Origin of the sequence: Streptococcus sp. 2342 (assembly GCF_013276795.1) — a bacterium.
Classification (GTDB): domain Bacteria; phylum Bacillota; class Bacilli; order Lactobacillales; family Streptococcaceae; genus Streptococcus.
The window spans coordinates 265,597-284,195 of record NZ_VMLR01000003.1; the positions used below are offsets into that span (position 1 = coordinate 265,597).

Annotated in this window: 11 protein-coding genes; 10 read left to right on the top strand and 1 reads right to left on the bottom strand. The window is 41.9% G+C overall.

Annotation, left to right across the window (positions count from 1 at the left end; all coding sequences use genetic code 11):
* The first annotated feature begins 29 nt into the window (after positions 1-29).
* The 9 genes from ruvB (at position 30) to HT689_RS03905 (ending at position 11,170) form a co-directional block, all read left to right on the top strand.
* Positions 30-1,028, top strand: a complete 999-nt coding sequence (gene ruvB, locus HT689_RS03865) for a Holliday junction branch migration DNA helicase RuvB (RefSeq protein WP_345789536.1) — start codon at positions 30-32, stop codon at positions 1,026-1,028.
* Positions 1,009-1,581, top strand: a complete 573-nt coding sequence (locus HT689_RS03870; protein ID WP_173225189.1) for a nucleotidyltransferase family protein — start codon at positions 1,009-1,011, stop codon at positions 1,579-1,581. Before ruvB ends, HT689_RS03870 begins: the two co-directional genes overlap by 20 nt.
* Positions 1,582-1,811: 230 nt before the next feature.
* On the top strand, positions 1,812-2,570 hold the full coding sequence (locus tag HT689_RS03875) for an isoprenyl transferase (RefSeq protein WP_023945423.1): 759 nt from the start codon (positions 1,812-1,814) through the stop codon (positions 2,568-2,570).
* An 8-nt stretch (positions 2,571-2,578) separates the two neighbouring features.
* Positions 2,579-3,382, top strand: coding sequence for a phosphatidate cytidylyltransferase (locus HT689_RS03880; protein ID WP_000189852.1), 804 nt, complete (start codon positions 2,579-2,581; stop codon positions 3,380-3,382).
* Positions 3,383-3,397: 15 nt separating this feature from the next.
* Positions 3,398-4,657 (top strand): RIP metalloprotease RseP, encoded by a 1,260-nt coding sequence (rseP, locus tag HT689_RS03885; protein WP_173225192.1) that lies wholly within the window; start codon positions 3,398-3,400, stop codon positions 4,655-4,657.
* 12 nt (positions 4,658-4,669) lie between these two features.
* Positions 4,670-6,523, top strand: a complete 1,854-nt coding sequence (locus HT689_RS03890) for a proline--tRNA ligase (RefSeq protein ID WP_173225195.1) — start codon at positions 4,670-4,672, stop codon at positions 6,521-6,523.
* A gap of 98 nt (positions 6,524-6,621) precedes the next feature.
* Positions 6,622-8,001, top strand: coding sequence for a 6-phospho-beta-glucosidase (gene bglA / locus HT689_RS03895; RefSeq protein WP_173225198.1), 1,380 nt, complete (start codon positions 6,622-6,624; stop codon positions 7,999-8,001).
* A 192-nt stretch (positions 8,002-8,193) separates the two neighbouring features.
* On the top strand, positions 8,194-10,002 hold the full coding sequence (glmS, locus tag HT689_RS03900) for a glutamine--fructose-6-phosphate transaminase (isomerizing) (RefSeq protein ID WP_173225203.1): 1,809 nt from the start codon (positions 8,194-8,196) through the stop codon (positions 10,000-10,002).
* Between the two features lie 118 nt (positions 10,003-10,120).
* On the top strand, positions 10,121-11,170 hold the full coding sequence (locus HT689_RS03905) for an Atu2307/SP_0267 family LLM class monooxygenase (protein ID WP_173225206.1): 1,050 nt from the start codon (positions 10,121-10,123) through the stop codon (positions 11,168-11,170).
* A gap of 245 nt (positions 11,171-11,415) precedes the next feature.
* Here the strand turns inward: HT689_RS03905 and HT689_RS03920 are convergent, their stop codons facing one another.
* On the bottom strand, positions 11,416-15,540 hold the full coding sequence (locus tag HT689_RS03920; protein ID WP_240148102.1) for a pullulanase: 4,125 nt from the start codon (positions 15,538-15,540) through the stop codon (positions 11,416-11,418).
* 580 nt (positions 15,541-16,120) lie between these two features.
* On the opposite strand from HT689_RS03920, the gene HT689_RS03925 reads away from it, so the two are divergent.
* Positions 16,121-18,118: a thiol-activated cytolysin family protein gene (locus HT689_RS03925; protein ID WP_173225209.1), complete on the top strand. Its 1,998-nt coding sequence runs from the start codon at positions 16,121-16,123 to the stop codon at positions 18,116-18,118.
* Positions 18,119-18,599 lie beyond the last annotated feature (481 nt).

Sequence of the window (18,599 nt, forward strand, 5' to 3'; positions counted from 1 at the left end):
GTGGCTTGGTTTTTTGATATAATGTAAACATGAGTAGAATTTTGGATAATGAGATAATGGGGGATGAGGAGTTAGTAGAACGCACGCTCCGTCCTCAGTACTTACGTGAATATATTGGGCAGGACAAGGTCAAGGATCAGCTCCAAATCTTTATTGAAGCTGCCAAAATGCGGGATGAAGCGCTGGACCATGTCCTCTTATTTGGGCCTCCAGGTTTGGGGAAAACGACCATGGCTTTTGTTATTGCCAACGAACTAGGTGTCAATCTCAAGCAGACTTCGGGTCCAGTCATTGAAAAAGCCGGAGATCTGGTAGCGATTTTGAATGACTTAGAGCCTGGGGATGTCCTTTTTATTGATGAGATTCATCGCTTGCCCATGTCGGTGGAGGAGGTGCTTTATAGTGCCATGGAGGACTTCTATATTGATATCATGATTGGGGCTGGTGAAGGTAGTCGCAGTGTTCATTTGGAGTTACCACCTTTTACCTTGATTGGTGCGACGACTCGGGCTGGTATGCTCTCAAATCCACTACGGGCACGTTTTGGGATTACGGGGCATATGGAGTATTATGCTCATGCTGACTTGACAGAAATTGTTGAGCGGACGGCAGATATTTTTGAGATGGAAATCACTCATGAGGCAGCATCCGAGCTGGCCTTGCGTAGTCGTGGAACCCCTCGTATTGCCAATCGTCTCCTCAAGCGCGTGCGCGATTTTGCCCAGATAATGGGGAATGGGGTTATCGATGATTTTATTACCGATAAGGCTTTGACCATGCTGGATGTTGACCATGAAGGTTTGGACTATGTGGATCAAAAAATCCTTCGCACCATGATTGAGATGTATGGTGGTGGTCCTGTCGGATTAGGAACTCTTTCTGTTAACATAGCAGAAGAGCGTGAGACAGTTGAAGACATGTATGAGCCCTACTTGATTCAAAAAGGCTTTATCATGCGGACGCGGTCTGGACGGGTGGCGACTGCTAAGGCATATGAGCATTTGGGATATGAGTACAATGAAAAATAAGCAAGAAATTCTAGAGGCTTTTAGAAAAAATCCAGATATGATGGCTATTCTGACTATCATCCGAAACTTGGAGTTGACAGATTCCTGGTTGGCGGCAGGTTCTGTCAGAAATTTCATCTGGAATCTCTTGTCAGACAGACCAGCATTTGATCTTGAAACAGATGTAGATGTGATTTTCTTTGATCCGGATATTTCTTATGAGGAAACCTTGTCCCTAGAGAAAAAGCTGAGAGAGGATTTTCCTCAGTACCAGTGGGAATTGAAAAATCAAGTCTATATGCACCAGCACAGCCCTCATACTGCTCCCTATACCAGTTCCCGTGATGCTATGAGTAAGTATCCAGAACGATGTACGGCTGTTGGATTACGCTTGAATGAAGAATCCGTTTTGGAACTCTTTACTCCATACGGTTTGGAGGATATTTTGAATTTTCAAGTTCGTCCAACTCCTCATTTCTTAGAAAATGAAGACCGAATGGAACTTTATCGAACACGTCTATCCAAGAAAAATTGGCAGGAGAAATGGAAAAATTTGATTTTTAAAAATACTTAAGGAAACTTTAAGCTAGGAAGTGTATACTAAGTTCATAAGTTAAGAAGACCTTAACTTAAACTCCTAAAACTTTTTCATAATAATCTCCCTATAAAAATTGAGTCGCCCAATCAGGCGGCTTATTTTTTTGAAAAATGGGCTTTGTGCCTGAGAATAAATAGCTTAGTGATAGAAGAAAATAGGGAAATATGGTATAATGAAACGATAGATTTTTGAATAGGAATAAGATCATGTTTGGATTTTTTAAGAAAGATAAGGCTGTGGAAGTAGAGGTTCCGACACAGGTTCCTGCTCATATCGGCATCATCATGGATGGCAATGGCCGTTGGGCTAAAAAACGTATGCAACCGCGAGTTTTTGGACATAAGGCGGGCATGGAAGCATTGCAAACTGTGACCAAGGCAGCCAACAAACTAGGCGTCAAGGTTATTACAGTTTATGCTTTTTCTACGGAAAACTGGACCCGTCCAGATCAGGAAGTCAAGTTTATCATGAACTTGCCAGTAGAGTTTTATGATAATTATGTCCCGGAATTGCATGCGAATAATGTTAAGATTCAAATGATTGGGGAAACAGACCGCCTGCCTAAGCAAACCTTTGAAGCTCTTACTAAAGCTGAGAAATTGACTAAGAACAACACAGGTTTGATTCTTAATTTTGCCCTCAACTATGGTGGACGTGCTGAGATTACACAGGCTCTTAAGTTGATTTCCCAGGATGTGTTAGATGCCAAAATCAACCCAGGTGACATCACAGAGGAATTAATTGGCAACTATCTCTTTACTCAGCATTTGCCTAAGGATGTACGAGATCCAGACTTGATTATCCGTACTAGTGGAGAATTGCGTTTGAGCAATTTTCTTCCATGGCAGGGAGCCTATAGTGAGCTCTATTTTACGGACACCTTGTGGCCTGATTTTGACGAGGTAGCCTTGCAGGAAGCCATTCTTGCATACAATCGTCGTCATCGCCGATTTGGAGGAGTTTAGGAGGAAATATGACACAGGATTTACAGAAAAGAACCTTGTTTGCAGGGATTGCCCTGGCTATTTTCCTACCAATTTTAATGATTGGGGGACTCTTGCTTCAGATAGCAATTGGAATCATAGCCATGCTAGCCATGCATGAACTTTTGAAGATGAGAGGTCTAGAGACCATGACGATGGAGGGCCTCTTGACCCTCTTTGCAACCTTTGCCTTGACCATTCCCTTGGAGAATTATCTGACTTTTTTGCCAGTTGATGGGAATGTGGTTGCTTATAGTGTTCTGATTTCAATCATGTTAGGAACGACTGTTTTTAGCAAGTCGTATACGATTGAGGATGCGGTTTTCCCTCTTGCTATGAGTTTCTATGTGGGCTTTGGTTTTAATGCTCTATTAGATGCTAGAATTGCAGGTTTAGATAAGGCACTATTAGCCTTATGTATTGTTTGGGCAACAGACAGTGGTGCCTATCTTGTTGGGATGAACTATGGTAAACGAAAATTAGCTCCGACAGTTTCTCCAAATAAAACCTTTGAGGGTGCCTTGGGTGGTATTTTAGGTGCTATTTTAGTAACCATCATCTTTATGATGTTTGATAGGACAGTTGCTCTTCCGTATGGAATTTACAAGATGTCGGTCTTTGCTATTTTCTTTAGCATTGCTGGACAATTTGGTGACTTACTAGAAAGTTCGATTAAGCGTCACTTTGGTGTTAAGGATTCTGGGAAATTTATCCCTGGACATGGTGGTGTTTTGGATCGTTTCGATAGTATGTTGCTTGTATTTCCAATCATGCACTTGTTTGGACTCTTTTAGAGAAAGGAAGATAGAATGCTCGGAATTTTAACCTTTATTCTGGTTTTTGGGATTATTGTAGTGGTGCACGAGTTCGGACACTTCTACTTTGCCAAGAAATCAGGGATTCTAGTGCGTGAATTTGCCATTGGCATGGGACCCAAGATCTTTGCTCATATTGGCAAGGATGGAACTGCCTATACCATTCGCATCTTGCCTCTGGGAGGCTACGTTCGTATGGCCGGTTGGGGTGATGATACCACTGAAATCAAGACAGGAACTCCTGTCAGTTTGACGCTTACTGATGATGGTAAGGTTAAACGCATCAATCTCTCAGGTAAAAAATTGGATCAAACAGCTCTTCCTATGCAGGTGACCCAATTTGACTTTGAAGACAAGCTCTTTATCAAAGGACTGGTTCTGGAAGAAGAAAAAACATTTGCAGTGGATCACGATGCAACGGTTGTGGAAGCAGATGGTACTGAGGTTCGGATTGCACCTTTAGATGTTCAATATCAAAATGCGACTATCTGGGGGAAACTCATTACTAATTTTGCAGGCCCTATGAATAACTTTATCTTAGGTGTCGTTGTTTTCTGGATTTTAATCTTCATGCAGGGTGGTGTCAGAGATGTTGATACCAATCAGTTCCATGTCATGCCTCAAGGGGCTTTGGCTAAGGTAGGAGTACCAGAAACGGCACAAATTACCAAGATTGGCTCACATGAGATTAGCAACTGGGAAAGTTTGATTCAGGCTGTGGAATCAGAAACCAAAGATAAGACGGCCCCGACCTTGGATGTGACTATTTCTGAAAAGGGTAGTGATAAGCAAGTCACTGTTACTCCTGAAGAAAGTCAAGGCCGTTACCTTCTAGGTGTTCAACCGGGAATTAAGTCAGATTTTCTATCCATGTTTGTAGGTGGTTTTACAACTGCTGCTGACTCGGCCCTCCGAATTCTATCAGCTCTGAAAAATCTGATTTTCCAACCGGATTTGAACAAGCTAGGTGGACCTGTTGCCATCTTTAAGGCAAGTAGTGATGCTGCTAAAAATGGAATTGAGAATGTCTTGTACTTCTTGGCAATGATTTCCATCAATATCGGGATTTTTAATCTGATTCCGATTCCAGCCTTGGATGGTGGTAAGATTGTGCTCAATATCCTAGAAGCCATCCGCCGCAAACCATTAAAACAAGAAATTGAAACCTATGTCACCTTGGCCGGAGTGGTCATCATGGTTGTCTTGATGATTGCTGTGACCTGGAATGACATCATGCGACTCTTTTTTAGATAATCGAGGAATATTATGAAACAAAGTAAAATGCCTATCCCAACGCTTCGCGAAATGCCAAGCGATGCTCAAGTTATCAGCCATGCTCTTATGTTGCGAGCTGGTTATGTTCGTCAAGTCTCAGCAGGTGTTTATTCTTATCTACCACTTGCTAATCGTGTGATTGAAAAAGCTAAAAATATCATGCGCCAAGAATTCGATAAGATTGGTGCCGTTGAGATGTTGGCTCCTGCCCTTCTTAGTGCAGAATTGTGGCGCGAATCAGGTCGTTACGAAACTTATGGTGAAGACCTTTACAAACTAAAAAACCGTGAAAAATCAGACTTCATCCTAGGCCCAACTCACGAAGAAACCTTTACAGCTATTGTCCGTGATTCTGTTAAGTCTTACAAGCAATTGCCACTTAACCTTTATCAAATCCAGCCTAAGTATCGTGATGAAAAACGCCCACGTAATGGACTTCTCCGTACACGTGAGTTTATCATGAAAGATGCTTACAGTTTCCACGCTAATTATGATAGCTTGGACAGTGTTTACGATGAGTACAAGGCTGCTTATGAGCGTATTTTTACTCGTAGTGGTTTAGACTTCAAGGCTATCATCGGTGACGGTGGAGCCATGGGTGGTAAGGACAGCCAAGAATTTATGGCCATCACACCTGCCCGTACAGACCTTGACCGCTGGGTTGTCTTGGACAAGTCAGTTGCCTCATTTGATGAGATTCCTGCAGAAGTGCAAGAAGAAATCAAGGCAGAATTGCTCAAATGGATGGTCTCTGGTGAAGATACCATTGCTTACTCAAGTGAGTCTAGCTATGCAGCTAACTTAGAAATGGCAACAAACGAGTACAAACCAAGCAACCGTGTTGTCGCTGAAGAAGAAGTGACTCGTGTTGCAACGCCAGATGTTAAATCAATTGATGAAGTTGCAGCTTTCCTCAATGTTCCAGAAGAACAAACAATTAAAACTCTCTTTTACATGGCAGATGGTGAGCTTGTTGCGGCCCTTCTAGTTGGAAATGATCAACTCAACGAAGTTAAGTTGAAAAACCATTTGGGAGCAGATTTCTTCGACGTTGCTAGCGAAGAAGAAGTGGCGAATCTTGTTCAAGCAGGTTTTGGTTCACTTGGACCAGTTGGTTTGCCAGAGAATGTTAAAATCATTGCAGACCGTAAGGTGCAAGATGTTCGCAATGCAGTTGTCGGTGCTAACGAAGATGGCTACCACTTGACTGGTGTGAACCCAGGTCGTGATTTTACTGCGGAATATGTGGATATCCGTGAAGTTCGTGAGGGTGAAATTTCTCCAGACGGGCAAGGAGTCCTTAACTTTGCGCGTGGTATCGAAATTGGTCACATCTTTAAACTCGGCACTCGCTATTCAGCAAGCATGGGAGCAGATGTTTTGGATGAAAATGGTCGCGCTGTGCCAATCATCATGGGATGTTACGGTATCGGTGTTAGCCGTCTCCTTTCAGCAGTGATGGAGCAACACGCTCGCCTCTTTGTTAACAAAACGCCAAAAGGTGAATACCGTTACGCTTGGGGAATCAATTTCCCTAAAGAATTGGCGCCATTTGATGTTCACTTGATCACTGTTAATGTCAAGGATGAAGAAGCACAAGCCTTGACAGAAAAGCTTGAAGCAAGCTTGATGGGAGCTGGTTATGAAGTCTTGACAGATGACCGTAACGAACGTGTTGGTGTTAAATTCAGCGATAGCGACTTGATTGGATTGCCAATCCGTATCACTGTTGGGAAGAAAGCAGCCGATGGCATCGTAGAAGTGAAGATTAAAGCGACTGGTGACACCATCGAAGTTCATGCAGATAACGTGCTTGAAACGCTTGAAATTCTCAGCAAGAAATAAAAACTATAATCAGAAGAAAAACAAGGAAAAAATGTAACTAGTTTTTACCTTGTTTTTTCTGTATAATGGGAAAAATGACTAGATAAAGAGGTAAATGTATGCTAAGATTTCCAAAGGATTTTGTCTGGGGATCCTCTACTTCTGGACCACAAACAGAAGGATGTGTAGCTGGTGACGGTAAGGGAGATAATCTCTGGGATTATTGGTACCAAGTGGAGCCAAATCGTTACTATAATGGGATTGGTCCAGATAAGACATCGACTTTTTATGAAAACTGGGAAAAGGATATCGACCTCTTGTTAGAAACTGGTCACACGGCCTTTCGGACTTCTATTCAGTGGTCACGGATTTTTCCACAAGGCTGTGGAAAAGTCAATCCTCAGGGTGTAGACTTTTACCGTAAAGTTTTTGAGGCTATTAAGGCCAAAGGGATTCGTCTTTTAGTCAATCTTTATCATTTTGATTTGCCTTTTGCCCTTCAAGAGGATGGTGATGGTTGGGAAAATAAGGCGATTGTCTCAGCCTATGAAGACTATGCTCGTTTTTGTTTTGAGACTTATGGAGATTTAGTGGATCAATGGATTACATTTAACGAGCCCATCGTTCCAGTAGAATTTGGCTATTTTTACGATGCCCATTATCCACATAAGGTGGATGCAGAGGCAGCCGTTAAAGTAGCTTATCATACACAATTGGCCAGCAGTCGGGCGGTCAAGGTCTGTCATGAAATCTTGCCTGATGCTAAGATTGGGATTGTCTTAAACTTGACACCGGCTTATCCACGTAGTCAGCATCCTGCTGATGTCAAGGCTGCTAATATTGCGGACCTTTTTCAGGCCCAATCTTTCTTAGATCCGTCTGTTTTGGGGACTTATCCACAGGAGTTAGTAGAAATCTTACATGAATACGGTCTCTTGCCTGATGCTACAGAGGAGGAGTTGGATCTCATTCGTGACAATACTGTGGACTTCCTTGGTGTCAACTACTATCAACCTTTGCGTGTTATGGCTCCTCGATTTGCGAAGCATCCAGAGAGTCCACTCTTACCAGAACATTTTTACGAGCCTTATGTGATGCCTGGACGTAAAATCAATCCTCACCGTGGCTGGGAGATTTATGAGCAAGGGATTTATGACATCGCCCAAAATATCAAGGAAAATTATGGCAATATCGAGTGGATGTTGACAGAGAATGGTATGGGTGTTGAAGGGGAAGAAAAATTCCGTCAAGATGGAATGATTCAAGATGATTACCGTATTGACTTTGTAAAAGGTCATCTTCGTGAACTTCACCGTGCTATTGAAGACGGAGCCAATTGTAAGGGCTACTTGATTTGGACCTTTATCGATTGCTGGTCATGGCTCAATAGCTATAAAAATCGCTATGGTTTGGTTGAATTAGACTTGGAAACGCAAGAACGTCGTCTGAAAAAATCAGGGCACTGGTTCAAGGAGCTAAGCGGTAATAATGGATTTTAAAAAAGACTCTGACTGATTGTCCTAATTGGTCAGAGTTTTTTGGTTGCAAAAAAGTTAATTTGAACTATACCAATTTTTACTCTTGACAAGTGAAAGAAACAAGTATATACTGTTTTTGCTGATTCTATAAAAGAGGAATTAGACTATACCAATTTTAAGGAGAAAGCACAGCTGGTCTGTGTCGTATATACTATGTGTGGAATTGTTGGTGTTGTTGGAAACACAAATGCAACTGATATTTTGATTCAAGGGCTTGAAAAGCTCGAATACCGTGGCTATGATTCTGCGGGGATTTTTGTCCTAGGTGGTGCTGAGAACCATTTGGTGAAGGCTGTTGGTCGTATTGCAGAATTGTCTGCCAAGACAGCTGGTGTTGAGGGAACAACTGGGATCGGTCATACTCGTTGGGCAACTCATGGGAAACCAACGGAAGACAATGCTCACCCACACCGCTCTGAGACAGAACGTTTTGTCTTGGTGCACAATGGGGTGATTGAGAACTATCTTGAAATCAAGGAAGAATACCTTGCAGGTCACCACTTTAAAGGGCAAACAGATACGGAAATCGCCGTTCATTTGATTGGAAAATTTGCGGAAGAAGATGGCTTGTCAGTTCTTGAAGCCTTCAAAAAAGCCCTTCATATCATCCGTGGTTCTTATGCCTTTGCCTTGGTTGACTCACAAAATCCTGAAGTCATCTACGTGGCTAAAAATAAATCACCACTTTTGATTGGCCTTGGAGAAGGCTATAACATGGTCTGCTCAGATGCTATGGCTATGATTCGTGAAACCAACCAATACATGGAAATTCATGACCAAGAGTTGGTAATCGTCAAGGCTGATAGTGTGGAAGTTCAAGACTATGATGGAAATCGTCGTGAGCGTGCTAGCTACACTGCTGAACTTGACTTGTCAGATATCGGTAAGGGAACTTACCCTTACTATATGCTTAAGGAAATTGATGAGCAACCAACTGTTATGCGTAAACTCATCCAAGCCTACACAGATGAGGCTGGTCAAGTTGTCGTAGACCCAGCTATCATCCAGGCTGTTCAAGACGCAGACCGTATCTACATCCTTGCAGCTGGGACATCTTACCACGCAGGATTTGCTTCTAAGAAAATGTTGGAAGAATTGACAGATACGCCAGTTGAGCTTGGAATCTCATCTGAGTGGGGCTATGGTATGCCACTTCTTAGCAAGAAACCACTCTTCATCTTTATCAGCCAGTCTGGTGAAACAGCGGATAGCCGTCAGGTTTTGGTCAAGGCTAATGAAATGGGTATCCCAAGCTTGACAGTGACAAATGTCCCAGGTTCAACCCTTTCACGTGAAGCCAATCATACTATGCTCCTTCACGCAGGTCCTGAAATTGCCGTGGCATCAACTAAAGCCTATACAGCGCAAATCGCAGCCCTTGCCTTCCTTGCAAAAGCAGTCGGAGAAGCAAATGGCAATACTAAAGCGCAAGCCTTTGACCTGGTGCATGAGTTGTCAATCGTAGCTCAGTCTATCGAATCAACTCTTTCAGAGAAAGAAACCATTGAAGCCAAGGTTCGTGAGCTACTTGAAACAACTCGTAACGCCTTTTACATCGGACGTGGTCAAGATTACTACGTAGCCATGGAAGCAAGTCTCAAACTTAAAGAGATTTCTTACATCCAGTGTGAAGGGTTTGCGGCAGGAGAACTTAAGCACGGAACTATTGCCTTGATTGAGGATGGAACACCTGTTTTGGCTCTCTTGTCAGACCCAGTTCTTGCCAACCACACTCGTGGAAATATCCAAGAAGTGGCAGCCCGTGGTGCCAAAGTCCTCACTATCGCAGAAGAAAATGTTGCCAAAGATACCGACGACATCGTGCTTACGACTGTCCACCCTTACCTCTCACCAATCTCAATGGTCGTACCAACACAATTGGTCGCTTACTTTGCAACGCTTCATCGTGGTCTCGATGTGGACAAACCACGTAATCTTGCTAAGTCAGTGACGGTAGAATAAGCTAAAAAAGTCTAGTTATCTAGGCTTTTTCTTGTGAGCAAATCGGTTGCTTGTACTTAAGATTCGTGTTAGAATAATTTTTCAAATTGAAGGACAGAGGTAGACAAGGAGAATCACTGTGGTAGAATTGGGAATTTCAACATTTGGGGAAACAACGGAGCTTGAAGGGACTGGGGAAACTTACAGTCATGCCGAACGCATTCGTCAGTTGGTGGCAGAGATTGAACTGGCTGATAAGGTTGGTTTGGATGTGTATGGGATTGGTGAGCACCATCGAGAGGATTTTGCAGTATCAGCCCCAGAGATTGTTCTGGCCGCTGGGGCAGTTAATACCAATAAAATCCGTTTGACCAGTGCAGTCAGCATTCTTTCGAGCATGGATCCGATTCGCTTGTTCCAACAGTATGCCACTATCGATGCTTTGTCAAATGGACGTGCGGAGATTATGGCTGGAAGGGGTTCTTTCACGGAATCTTTTCCCTTGTTTGGATATGATTTGAAAGACTACGAAGCCCTTTTTGATGAGAAATTAGACTTGCTCCAGTTAGTCAATGAGAAGACCAGGATAGACTGGCAAGGGCGATTGACCCAAACAATCTCTGGCAAGGAAGTTTATCCTCGTCCAGTTCAGGACAAATTACCCTTGTGGATAGCGACAGGTGGCCATGTCGAATCAACAGTGAAGATTGCTCAGGCAGGTCTACCGATTGTCTATGCCATTATTGGTGGGAATCCGCGTTATTTTAAAAAGTTGATTCAGGCTTATCGTGAGATTGGTAGCGAAGCGGGTCATACCAGTAATGAGTTAAAGGTTGGGGCTCATTCTTGGGGGTGGATTGCTGAAGATGGCGAGCAGGCTGTGAAAGATTATTTCCATCCGACCAAGCAAGTAGTGGATGCTATTTCCAAAGATCGCCCGCACTGGCAGGAATTGCGTTATGAACAATATTTAGAGCAAGTTGGACCAAATGGCGCCATGTTTGTGGGAAATCCAGATCAGGTGGCAGAAAAATTGATTCGTATGATTGAGGATTTAGGATTGGACCGCTTCATGCTCCATCTACCGCTTGGTTCCATGCCTCATGAACAAGTTCTGAGAGCTATTGAACTCTTCGGCACACAAGTTGCACCCAAAGTACGGACTTATTTTGCCATGAAAGAGGCTTAATAAAAAATCTTAATCAGGCTTATTAGGACGACAAATATTGTACAAAAACTAATCCCCCGAGCTGTAAGGCTTGGGGGATTTTTCTATAGGAGGGCTAGTTTAGTTCTCTTTTTTGTTTTTTAGCAAGAACCCGAGACCTAGAAGGGCAAGGAGGTTGATTCCTGCCAACAGGAGTTTGTTATCGTTGAGCTTCCTGTATTTGGATTAGTTATATCTAGCTATGCAAAGGTTATACAGTAGCAGTTTTAGCTAACCCATTCACCGTTTTCATTGACCAAATAGCCTTCAACTCTTGTATTAACTGCAAGTTTACCTGATGAATCAACATAGTACCATTTGTCAGAAACTTCAAACCATTGATTTTCTTTCATAGCTCCTGATGGATCTAGATAGTACCAAGTATCTCCATCTTTAACCCAACCGGTTGACATAGAACCGTTACTATTTAGGAAGTACCAAACATTGCCATCTTTTACCCAACCAGTTGACATAGAGCCATCATCTTTTAGATAATACCAAGTATCTCCATCTTTGATCCAACCAGTAGCTAGAGAACCGTCTGCTTTATGGAAATACCAGATGCCATTTTCTTGTTTCCAACTAGCTTTAGTTGCCTGATTTGGAGTTTCCGGTTTCTTATTTGTATAAGCTGGAGTATAGGAAGTGACAATAGTTTGAGTAGGCGTAGATGGAAGTGATTGAGTATTATTGTCTTTATGTGGTTGTGAAGCTTGTGAACCAGTTGTAGCTTGGCTAGGTTTATTTTCTGCATCAGCTACTGTTGCAGATGGTTTAGTAGAATCAGGTTTAGCTTCTGGAGCTGGATCTTGATGTGCAGGGTGAGAAGCTTCATTTTGATGTTCAGGCTTGGAAGGGGTTGAGTCTGGTTTCTCTTCTGCAGTTGACTCATGGTTAGTTCCATTTTGAGAGACTCGAAGAACAGTAGCTGTAAGGGCATTCAATTTCAAACCTTTTTCAGTCCATTTAAGCCCTTGAGGGTTGGCAATTCCTACTGGTCCTGCTTGGTTTTCATCTGCCAAAACTTCAGCATTTCTGAGGTGGGCAAAGGCAGTTCCCAAATTAAATTCGCGAGCTTTTTCGTCCGCATTGACAAAGACTGCGTAGATATCACCGTTTGGAGCAGTAATTTGGTAGCCAATTACTACATCCTCTTTTTCTACACCATTTTGACCTGGAACAGTGATGAGGTGGACACGGTCTTTGATATCTTGGAGACTCTTAAGTCGGAAGGCATCTGTAGATTGACGAAGGGCAATCAACCCTTTCATATAGTCACGGCTCTTAACATTTTCAGGATAAGCTTTTCCATCTGTAGCCTTAGTCCAGTCAAACTTGTTGACTGCATCGCTAGAATCGTAAGAGTCATGGATGAAGTAAGGATAGTCAAATGGATTGCCGTCCTTATCACGCAACAAGTGAGATTTGTTTGGTTGTTTGTCCTCTGCTACTGGAGTCTTGTAGGCTGGGTCACGGAATTGTTTAGTACGTCCGTATTCCTGACCAGAGTGGATAAACGGAGTTCCTTGAGCAGTCAAGACCATGAGATTTCCAAGTCGCAAACGACGATGGATTTCAGCATAGTTCTCAGCCTTGCTTGGGTCTTTTTTAATAGACTGAGCGATGATGTCAAAGAGGGTCAAGTTATCATGTGCTGCGATGTATTGGATGACATCTCCAGGACTGTCTGCTTCAAAGTTGGTTGGTTGAGCAATGAGATTTTTAAAGACAGTGTTGATATCACGCTTGCCACCTGTGATAAAGGCAGGTTGACCTTCGTTTGGATAACCAGATTTGAGGTTGTTACGGATGTCATCTGAGAAGACAGCGACAGTATCGGTATGTTTCATCCAATCTTGGTCAGCAGCTTTAGTAGGCATGTTTTCATCGCCAGCATAGGTTCTCCAACCTTCACCAAGCATGATGAGGTTTGGATTGAGGGCGCGTGCAGCCTTGTAAGCTTCTTCGATAGAAGCCGCATCATGGTCTCCCATCATATCGAAGCGGAAGCCATCCACTTTGTAGGTATCAACTAGATATTTGATAGAGTCAACTAGGAGCCGTTTGGTCATATAATGGGTTGTTCCCAAACGTCCACCACCAAAGCTAGTTCGAGGTGTCCCATCAGCATCCATAAAGTGGTAGTAGTTTGGCTCTAAATCTTCAAAGAGATTGACTTTAGCTGTATGGTTATAAACGACATCTAGGATAGCTCCCATGCCACGTTTGTGGATTTCGTTGATGAGGTTTTTAAATTCTGCGATTCGTTTTTCTGGATTCTTAGGATCGCTTGAGTACATACCAGTCAAGGAGAAGTAGTTTTGAGGGTCATATCCCCAGTTGTAGTTGCTGTTGCTTGAAGCATAGTCAGATAAGCGTTCGTGGTTCTTCAACTCATTGACAAAGTAGTAAGACAAGACTGGAAGGAGCTGGATGTGGGTTACACCCAAGTTTTTGAGGTAGTCTAGTTTTTCGATAAAGGCTTCAAAAGTACCAAATGGCTTAGTCAAATCTTTTGCGATGGCAGGATCTGAAGTGAAGTCACGCACATGAGCTTCATAGATGACAGCATCTTCGCGCGATTTGAAGTTGCGAATCTTACCATAAGTCAAGTCTTGAGGTCCTAGTTTAGCTGGGTCTACAAAGGCGGCTTTAGCCACTTTATGGGCATCGTCAATCTTAGCATCGTCACTATTCCAAGCAGCGAGGGATTTAGCGTAAGGATCGAGTGCAAGAACAGTTTTACCTTGACGCTCGATTTGGTATTGATAATAGTAGCCAGTGAAATCTGTGATTCCTAATTTGTTTGTGCTATCTAGAGTTTGTTTCCAAGTTCCTCTTTCCCCTTTTTCAAGAGCGACAGTTCCAACTACTTTTTCAGGGTCATTCTTGTCGTAGACAACAACAGAAACCTTATCAGCACTTGGTGACCAGAGAGTTAAATCAACCTGTTTTCCTTCTTCTTTGAGTTCAGCTCCAAGTTTACCATCATAGCTGTAAGTCTCATCTTTCAGGCGCCAGCTTGTTTTGGTAGTGAATTTGTCAGAGTTGTAGCTAACGGTATAAGGATGTTTTGTGTCAGAGAAATCTCCGCTGTAGGTCACTTTCTTACCAGCTTCATCGATTGCAACATCGGTGATAGTTACTTTGTTTCCTAGGTGATTAGTGATGTTGGAGTGCTTGAGGATATCCTCTTTTTTAGCACCAACAAGTGTTGAAAAACTACTTTCAATGCTAGAAGTGCCTACGTGTTGGGCTCCTGTCATACGGATATCATGGACATAGTATGGATTTGTGTAAATCGATTCGTCATCGTCTTTTAGGAAAATTTGGCTATGATTTTTCAAATCTGTAAACTTATAATCTTCTTTACGGATTTTCACGTCGTCTCCTTGTTTGCTCTCATCTAATAGCAAAAATCCAAATTCTCTCGCAGCTTCATTAAGAGGAATGTCGATATAGCGACCGTATTTACCTGTAGCCGTAAAGTCTGTTCCGTCAGGCCATTGAGCGCTACTTGGATTTTTCACATCTCCCCAGTACCAGAGAGATTTCTTGTCATAGTTGCCATCTGTGCGGTAGTAGTTGACGCGAACAGTTCCTGCAGGTTGTGGTTCGTAAGAGAAAACCTTGTAATCTTGGTCCAACCAAGCCTCATTCATCTTTGGTGCCAGTTTTTCTACAGATTTATCGCCGGTTAGATTTTTTCCAGCTGTATTGTTGATGAGGAAGCTAATTTTCTTAGCTTGTTCTCCCTTTAATTTGACATCTAGGTAGTAGCCGTAGTCGTCTTTTTTAGCATCCTTGAAGGACAAGGCTCCGTTAGGCCAGTTTTCAGAAGGTTTTTCAACATCATCCCAAGTCCAGAGTCCTTGAGCATCCTTGTTTTCTTCAGGAAGTTTTTTGACATGGATACGGAAGTAGTTGTCTTCGATTGGCTCTTCTGCCTTAGTTTCAGTTGCTACTGGACTAGTAGAAGTAGTTGGCTCATTTGAACGATCTTGTCCAGTTTGTGGTGCTGAATCGGCTGGGCTTGCAACAGGAGTTGTTGGATCTGTTGCAGGTTTTTCTTCTGCTTTCTCTAGGGAAGCGTTTGCATTTTCGAGTGAAGAAATATCACTTTCCTTCTTACCAGAGCCAGCTGCTGTATCAGTAAGAGGTTGGGCAAGGATGGTTGTATTTCCGTTGCTGGGTTCGTTAGTGGTTGTTGTACTTTCGTCGGCTGAGATAGTTGGCGTAGCCATAGCAAGTAGGACAAGGCTTGCGCCGATAAGGACAGAACCAGTTCCATTCTTGAGGGAACGGATGCTGTAGACCATTTTTTTCTCAGTTTGAGCTGGTGTTTTTCTCATAATGATTCTCCAATCAATAAATTTCTATATCAGTATAGCATGTAGTAAAACAATATGCAAGCGTTTTCTTTGGTTTGTAAAAGAAATTCTTACTTTTGAGAAGTTTTCCGTATTATTTTATATATCAGTATAAATAATGGAAATAATACTCAATGAAAATCAAAGAGCAAACTAGGAAACTAGCCGCAGGCTGTACTTGAGTACGGCAAGGCGACGTTGACGTGGTTTGAAGAGATTTTCGAATAGTATAAAAATGTCACATAAGACAAGCCGTATTATTAGGAAGATGATGTGTTCCCAGCTATTTTTATTCAGAAATTGCTCTCTAATATTTCTTTAAAAAGTTCATCTAGCGAAACTATAAATAGGAAGAGAAAAAGCTGGCGCTTCTCAAGTTTTATCTAGTTTCCAAACTATAGTATTTACTGGAAATCTAAAGAAAATATCAGAAAAATTCAGCAAACGTTTTCTTCTTATTTTCTTGACTTTTTTGCTGATTTGTGCTTGACTTTTACTTGAAATTTGATAAACTATAGACAAATAGGAAAACGTATTTCATTTAAAAACGGAGGAATAAGGAATGAATCAAGAAAAACGTTTGCATCGCTTTGTCAAAAAGTGTGGACTCGGTGTGTGTAGTGCTGTTGTTGCGGCCTTTTTATTGAGCGCTCAGGGAGTAGCTTTGGCTACAGAGCAAGGGAATCGTCCAGTTGAGACAGAAAACATCGCTCGTGGAAAACAAGCTAGTCAAAGTTCTACTGCTTATGGAGGAGCTGCTACACGAGCAGTGGACGGTAATGTTGACAGTGATTACGGGCACCATTCTGTAACACACACAAACTTTGAAGACAATGCTTGGTGGCAAGTTGATCTTGGAAAAACAGAGAATGTTGGAAAAGTTAAACTTTACAATCGTGGAGATGGGAATGTAGCTAATCGTCTTTCCAATTTTGATGTTGTTTTGTTAAATGAAGCAAAACAAGAAGTTGCTCGTCAACACTTTGATAGTTTGAATGGGAAGGCAGAACTTGAAGTTTTCTTCACCGCCAAAGGCGCTCGTTATGTAAAAGTGGAGTTGAAAACTAAAAATACCCCATTGAGCTTGGCAGAAGTGGAAGTATTCCGTTCAGCAACAACTCAAGTTGGACAGGATAGAACTGCACCAGTAGTAAATCAAAAATCAGCATTGAAAGACTACCTTTTTGGCTTAACTTATAATCCTTTGGATATTTTAACTCGCAAAGGAGAAACATTAGAAAATCGCTACAACACAAGTGCTAAGGAACAAAATGGAGAGTTTGTCGTTGTAGAAAAAATCAAGAAAACCCTCTCTACAGGCACAGCAGATGTTTCCATCAATGGAAATCAAAATGTCTTCCTAGGTGGCTTGTATAAGGCAAACCAAAATCTGCTAGAAAATCAGCCAGAATTGATTAGTCTTGCCCGTGCAAAGGGGACAGTCAGCGTCGATTTACCTGGTATGATTCAGTCTGACAGCCGAATTGAAGCAGATCCTACAACTAGTGGTATGCAGTCTGCGATGAATACCTTGGTTGAAAGATGGACAAAGAATTACTCATCTAGCCATTCCGTTCCTGCCCGTGTTCAGTATGAATCAACTACAGCCTATAGCATGAATCAATTGAAAGCAAAATTTGGTGCAGACTTTGAAAAAGCAGGTGCACCGCTCAAGATTGACTTTGAGGCTGTGCAAAAGGGTGAAAAGCAAATTGAAGTTGTAAACTTTAAACAAATCTACTATACAGCGACATTTGATGCACCGACCAATCCAGCGGCTGTATTTGACAAGAGTGTGACACCTGAAGATTTAAAACAGAGAGGCGTTGATTCACAAACTCCACCTGTATATGTATCAAACGTTTCTTACGGACGTCAAATCTATGTTAAGTTTGAGTCAACAAGTAAGTCTACTGAATTAAAAGCAGCTATCAATGCGGTTATCAAAGGCGCAACAATTGCTCCAAATTCTGAATGGAGCCGTCTATTGAAGAATACTTCTGTAACAGCGGTAATTGTAGGAGGTAATGCTAGCGGTGCCGCCAAAGTTGTCACAGGAACAGTCGAAAACTTGAAGGAACTCATCAGAGAAGGAGCTAACTTTAGCGCTCAAAGTCCAGCTGTGCCAATCTCATATAAGACTGCCTTCCTAAAAGATAATGCCCAAGCAACTTTACAAAATAGTACAGACTATATCGAAACGAAGGTTACTTCTTACAAAAATGGTTTCTTGAAACTTCATCATAAGGGTGCTTATGTTGCGCGTTACTACATCTATTGGGATGAAATTACATATGATGAACAAGGAAATCCAGAAATTCGTTCACGTCAATGGGAAGATAACGGAAAAAACAGAACTTCAGGCTTCCAAACAGAGATTCAATTTAAAGGAAATGTCCGTAATCTTCGTATCAAGGTTCAAGAAAAGACGGGTCTTGTATGGGAACCATGGCGTACAGTTTACAACCGCACAGACTTACCACTAGTACAACAGCGTACAATTACACATTGGGGAACAACTCTAAACCCTAAAGTTGATGAAAAAATTGTGAATGAGTAACGATTTGATTTACTTGATTCGATAGTAAACAGTGAAGAGGAGGAACTTCGATTTTTCCTCTTTTATGATTGACTTTTGAGAGAATGAAAAGGGTAACTTCTATAGCAGATTGAAACTAGAATAGTACGTTGTTGCTATTAAAACATTTTCAAACGTCTCAGACTTAATTCCACCATAAAAATCCGTTTTAGACTAATTTCCACTTCGGTTAGGTAAGTAGAAGTTACTTTGAGAAGTTACCTACGAAAAAAAATTACCAAAAATCTACAGAATCCCTTGAAAAATCTAGCTAAATAGGGTATAATATGAATAATCATTTGTCGTAGGTTTTGTCTGAAATATTGTCCAGACAAGGCTCACAGCAGTTAAATCTTCTGAAAAAGTCAGATTTAGCTGCTCTTTTTGTGCTTTTTTTCAGGATTTCGAGCGGTTGTAACAAAGACTTAAAGATTCTGAAAATTCATCAAAGGGACACGGTGAT

Excerpts from the sequence above, each read along its gene's own strand:
- rseP (WP_173225192.1), top strand. The coding sequence starts at position 3,398 with ATGCTCGGAATTTTAACCTTTATTCTGGTTTTTGGGATTATTGTAGTG.
- bglA (WP_173225198.1), top strand. The coding sequence starts at position 6,622 with ATGCTAAGATTTCCAAAGGATTTTGTCTGGGGATCCTCTACTTCTGGA.
- HT689_RS03920 (WP_240148102.1), bottom strand. The coding sequence starts at position 15,540 with ATGAGAAAAACACCAGCTCAAACTGAGAAAAAAATGGTCTACAGCATC.
- HT689_RS03925 (WP_173225209.1), top strand. The coding sequence starts at position 16,121 with ATGAATCAAGAAAAACGTTTGCATCGCTTTGTCAAAAAGTGTGGACTC.
- HT689_RS03870 (WP_173225189.1), top strand. The coding sequence starts at position 1,009 with ATGAGTACAATGAAAAATAAGCAAGAAATTCTAGAGGCTTTTAGAAAA.
- HT689_RS03875 (WP_023945423.1), top strand. The coding sequence starts at position 1,812 with ATGTTTGGATTTTTTAAGAAAGATAAGGCTGTGGAAGTAGAGGTTCCG.
- glmS (WP_173225203.1), top strand. The coding sequence starts at position 8,194 with ATGTGTGGAATTGTTGGTGTTGTTGGAAACACAAATGCAACTGATATT.
- ruvB (WP_345789536.1), top strand. The coding sequence starts at position 30 with ATGAGTAGAATTTTGGATAATGAGATAATGGGGGATGAGGAGTTAGTA.
- HT689_RS03880 (WP_000189852.1), top strand. The coding sequence starts at position 2,579 with ATGACACAGGATTTACAGAAAAGAACCTTGTTTGCAGGGATTGCCCTG.
- HT689_RS03890 (WP_173225195.1), top strand. The coding sequence starts at position 4,670 with ATGAAACAAAGTAAAATGCCTATCCCAACGCTTCGCGAAATGCCAAGC.